This is a genomic window from Achromobacter sp. Marseille-Q0513 (genome assembly GCF_018195695.1).
GTDB lineage: Bacteria > Pseudomonadota > Gammaproteobacteria > Burkholderiales > Burkholderiaceae_B > Achromobacter.
This window is the reverse complement of record NZ_JAGTJY010000240.1, coordinates 1-4,472: the sequence shown is the minus strand read 5'-3', so window position 1 is coordinate 4,472 and position 4,472 is coordinate 1. Positions and strand designations below refer to the sequence as shown.

At 68.0% G+C, this 4,472-nt stretch carries 5 protein-coding genes; 1 reads left to right on the top strand and 4 read right to left on the bottom strand.

Annotated features, from left to right (window positions below; genetic code table 11):
• Window positions 1–268 (bottom strand): alcohol dehydrogenase catalytic domain-containing protein (locus KDH83_RS28180; protein ID WP_212321835.1); only part of this gene is annotated, 268 nt, incomplete at its 3' end.
• A 49-nt stretch (window positions 269–317) separates the two neighbouring features.
• Entirely contained in the window at window positions 318–1,271 is a 954-nt protein-coding gene (rocF, locus tag KDH83_RS28175) for an arginase (RefSeq protein ID WP_349291684.1), read from the bottom strand.
• A gap of 293 nt (window positions 1,272–1,564) precedes the next feature.
• On the opposite strand from rocF, the gene KDH83_RS28170 reads away from it, so the two are divergent.
• On the top strand, window positions 1,565–2,326 hold the full coding sequence (locus KDH83_RS28170; protein ID WP_212321844.1) for a MetQ/NlpA family ABC transporter substrate-binding protein: 762 nt from the start codon (window positions 1,565–1,567) through the stop codon (window positions 2,324–2,326).
• Between the two features lie 91 nt (window positions 2,327–2,417).
• Here the strand turns inward: KDH83_RS28170 and KDH83_RS28165 are convergent, their stop codons facing one another.
• Both KDH83_RS28165 and KDH83_RS28160 read right to left on the bottom strand, forming a co-directional pair.
• Entirely contained in the window at window positions 2,418–3,254 is an 837-nt protein-coding gene (locus KDH83_RS28165; protein ID WP_212321833.1) for a universal stress protein, read from the bottom strand.
• A 106-nt stretch (window positions 3,255–3,360) separates the two neighbouring features.
• Window positions 3,361–4,472: FUSC family protein (locus KDH83_RS28160; RefSeq protein ID WP_212321831.1), on the bottom strand; the 1,112-nt coding region annotated here is incomplete at its 5' end.

Genomic DNA, 4,472 nt, shown 5'->3' with positions numbered 1-4,472 from the left:
GCCGCAGGCCGGCCGCGTCGGGGCCGGCCGACACCACCGCGCCGACGGTTTCGTGGCCCATGGTGAGCGGCAGCGAGACGCCGCGCTCCTTGAGCGACAGCGTGCGTCCCTGGCCCAGGTCGTAGCCGCCTTCCCAGAGATGGATGTCGCTGTGGCAGACGCCGGCGGCGCGGACCTTGAGCAGCACCTGCGCGCCTTGCGGCACGGGCGTGGGCTGGTCCATTTCCTGCAGCGGGGCGCGGAAATCGACCACGCAATAGCACTTCATGGCATGTCTCCTTTATGGCTTGCTTGTTGTCGACCAGAAGAGGGGAGCGTCAGGCGTCGCGCCGCATCAGCGTGGACTTGCCGAACAGGCTTTCGATCAGATCCACCGCCAGTTCGGCGGTCTTGTTGCGCACGTCGAAAGCGGGATTCAATTCGACCACGTCGAGCGAGCGCATCAGCCCGGTGTCGGCGATCATTTCCATGCAGAGCTGGGCCTCGCGGTAGGTCGGTCCGCCGGGCACGGTGGTGCCCACGCCGGGAGCGATCTCGGGGTCCAGGAAATCGACATCGAAGCTGACATGCAGGTGCGTGTCCTGGTCCAGGCCGGCGAGCGCGGCCTGCATCGTGGCGCGCATGCCCATTTCATCCAGGTAGCGCATGTCGAACACTTCCAGCCCGGCCTCGTGCACCAATTGCTTTTCGCCCGGATCCACGCTGCGTATGCCGATCTGGCGCACCCAGGCGGCCTCGATGTCGGGATGATGGCCGGACAGGCCGGTGATCTCCGCAGGGCCATAGCCGCACAGGCAGGCCACGGGCATGCCATGGATATTGCCGGTGGGCGTGAGCGCGTGGGTGTTGAAATCGGCATGCGCGTCCAGCCACAGCACCCGCAGTTTCTTGCCGGTGTCGCGGCAATGGCGCGCCACGGCGCTGATCGAGCCAATGCCCAGGCAATGGTCGCCGCCCAGCAGAATGGGCAGCTTGCCTTGCCGCAGTTCGGCATGTACCGCATCGTGGACCGCGCGGTTCCAGGCGGCCACTTCCGCCAGATGGCGGTAGCCGTCGACGGGAGGCTGCCACGGATTGGCCGGGCCATACAGATTGCCGCGGTCCTCGACCTCGAAGCCCTGGGCCTCGATGACGGGGCCCAGGCCGGCGACGCGCAGGGCTTCCGGTCCCATGGAGGCGCCGCGCGCGCCGGCGCCGATGTCGGTGGGCGCGCCGATCAGCGCGATGCTGCGAGGCAGGGTAGGGGTGGTCGGCTTGGCGGTTTTCTGCACGTGGCGGACTCCGGAAAGGAAAGACAGAATCAGGCGGCGCAAGAAGCCGCCGCCAGCCCGGCGCAGGCCGGACCGGCATGGTGGACACATCTTAGCGCCGTCGCGCCCGCGCCCGCATTGCCATGGCGTGACAGAGGACATTGCCATGGCCTGGCGGGCGTTTGCGGCACAATGGGCCCAAAGCCGGCAGCGCTGGCGTCCATTTTTTCATATTCATGCCCATGATCCGCCTGTTCCCGTCCCTTCTTTCATTCCTGCGGCCCGGCTTCGCGGCCGTGCTGGCGCTGGCCGCCATGGCTTGCGCGCTTCCCGCCGCCGCCCAGCAGAAGCCGCTGCGCATCGGCGTGATTCCCGCCCTGGCCAACGAGGCGACCGAAAAAGCCATCGCGCTGGCCGCCCAGCAAGGGCTGGAGGTCAAGCTGGTGGAGTTCAATGACTGGGTGCTGCCCAATATCGCGGTGGCCGACGGTTCGGTGGATGCCAACTTCTTCCAGCACGAGCCGTTCCTGCAACTGTTCAACGCGCGCCGAGGCGTGAACCTGGTGCCGATCGCCTATGGCTATTCGACCACCATCGGCCTGTTTTCCAAGAAGCTGAAGCGGGGCGAGCCGCTGCCCGAAGGCGCCACCGTCGCGGTGCCGAACGATCCGGTCAATACGGGCCGGGCCTTGCTGCTGCTGCAATCCATGGGTCTGATCGGCCTGAAGCCCGGCGTGGGCAACATGGCGACGGTGGAGGACGTGGCGTCCAATCCCAAGCGCCTGAAGTTCATGCCCATCGAGGGCTCGCAATCGGCCCGCACCTTCGACGACGTGACGGCCTCGGTCACGTACACCACCTTCGCCAAGCAGGCCGGACTGAGCGAACAGGACAGCCTGGGTTTCGACAACAACAGCCCGGACGCCATCCGCCGCTACGCGATCCGCTGGGTCACCACGCCCGAGCGCGCCAACGATCCGAGGCTGCTGAAGTTCATCGCCATCTATCAGGGCTCGCCCGAGGTCAAGGCCACGCTGCGGCGGCTGTATGGCGACCTGATCGACTTTCCCTGGTAGCGCGGCGCGGCAGGGCAGCCGCGTCCAGGCCTGCTCGCCAACAACAAAAAGCCCCTGCATGCGCAGGGGCTCGGGAGCAGATGGCAGTCGCTCAGTGCGAGAACATGATCGGCACGGTCATGGTCTTCAGGATCGAGGCAGTCGCGCCGCCCATGGCCCACTCCCTGAGCTTGCTGTGACCATAGGCGCCCATGACGATCAGGTCAGCGCTGTAGTCGGCCGCCGCGTTGAGGATGGTGCTGCCCACGCCCACACCCTTGATGTCGCGGCGCACATGCTCGGGCCGGGGCATGCCCTGGGCTTCGCAGTAGCTGGCCAGGTCGTCGAAGCTGGCCGATCCGGCGCCCCGCGTGGCCGCGCCTTCGTCCATCGTCAGCACGACCAGGTGGTCCGCCATGCGCAGGACCGGCGCGGCATCCGCCAGCGCGCGGGCCGATTCGCGGCTGCCGTCCCAGCAATACAGCACGCGCTCGCCGATCACCGGAAAATGTCCGCTGGACGGCACGACCAGGACCGGCCGACCGGCGGTCAGCAGGGTCTGCTCGACGAATTCGTTCTCATGGGCGGCCTCGACATCGTCGCGGTTCAGCTGGCTGACGATGATCAGGTCGCTGACACGTCCTTGCTGCGCCACGCAGGCGCTGGGCGAGGTGTCGTCGCTGCGGACCTGGGCGGGGATGTCCGCCTGCGAGGCCGCCGCCAGGAATGCATTCTGGACGGTGTCGCGGCCTTGCGCCTGCAAGTCCTTCATGACATTCAGCGCCCGCGACATCAGCACCGATTCGCCGTAGTAGTACTGCGGCGGGGCGGAGGTGGCGTAGATGCCGACCAGTTCCGCCTGATGGCGTTTGGCCAGGCTGATGGCTGCCTGGGTGCGGCGCTTGCAGTCGAAACCATGGTCCAGATGGACGGAAATGCGGCGGTACATAGAGCCTCCTGAGTGAACTTGGGTTGGCTCTATCGTTGCGCGTTCGCGCCGGCCGGCGCTTGACGCACGTCAAGCCGGCCTCAGTTTGCCCCTTCCGGCGCAAGTCCTAGGCTTGCTGGAGCTTGTCGCGCAGCTGTTGAACCTGCCGCGCCTGGCGGGCGATGCGTTCCAGGGGTTCCGGCAGGCCGGGCTGCGCCTGGCCCACCGCCAGCGGCACCGGCATGACCCGGCCGCCGGGTTCCGGTTCGCCGTCGCGCGGGTGCAGGGCCCGCGCCAGGGTCTCGCCATAGTCGCGCAGCGCGGATGCCGCCTCGCTGTCCACAGGCAGGGCGGGCTGGATTTCCAGCACGGTGCCGGCGGCGGTCACCCGGCGCATGGCGTTGAGCAGGGTTTCGGCCGTGTCGACCTTGCTGTCGCGATGCAGGGGGTTCTGCTGCAGCCGTTCCAGCGACGCCTGGGCATTGTCGGCCGCCAGGCAGGCCTGCCGGCGCAGTTCGACGATGCGGCGTGGCGAGTCCGCCTGTTCGCCGCTTTTCTCCCGGATGAGCGCCAGCACATAGTCGGCGTGTCGTTGCAGCGCGCGCGCCAGCGCGCCGGCCAGTTCGCGGGGCGCCTTCTCCGGCCACAGCAGAAAGCCGATCAGCAGCGCCAGCGCGGCGCCCAGCACGCTGTTGAAGGCGCGCAGCGCGGCCAGTTCCGGTTCGTGCAGGTCCGGCTGCTGGATATGGCTGACCAGCACGAACTGCGAGGTCAGGAAAAATGTGAACAGCGCGTAGTTCACCGTGCGCGCGGCAAACGTGCCCAGCGCGATCGGCAGCACGGCCAGCGCGACGGAAAGCGGCGTGCTCAGCAGCAGGCCCAGCAAGGAGGCGCCGATCGCGCCCGCGACGCTGCCCAGCACGCGTTCCACGGTGCGCTGCCAGGTGGCGGCGAAATAGGGTTGCAGGATGAAGACCAGGGTCAGCGACATCCAGTAGCCGTGATTGACGGCGAAGCTGCGCGACAAGGCGACGGCCAGCGTGGCGCCGATGCCCACGCGCAAGGCATGGCGCAGGGCGTCCGACTCCAGCCGCATATTCTGGCGCAGCGTGTTCCAGGCTTGCCGCGCCGGCGCGGCGGCCGAGCCGGATGCCGCACCGGTCGGCAGCTCGGCGGCGTCGAACAGCGCCTGCCGGACGGATTGGGCGGACTGCTGCAGCCGGTCCAGCACCGGAATGA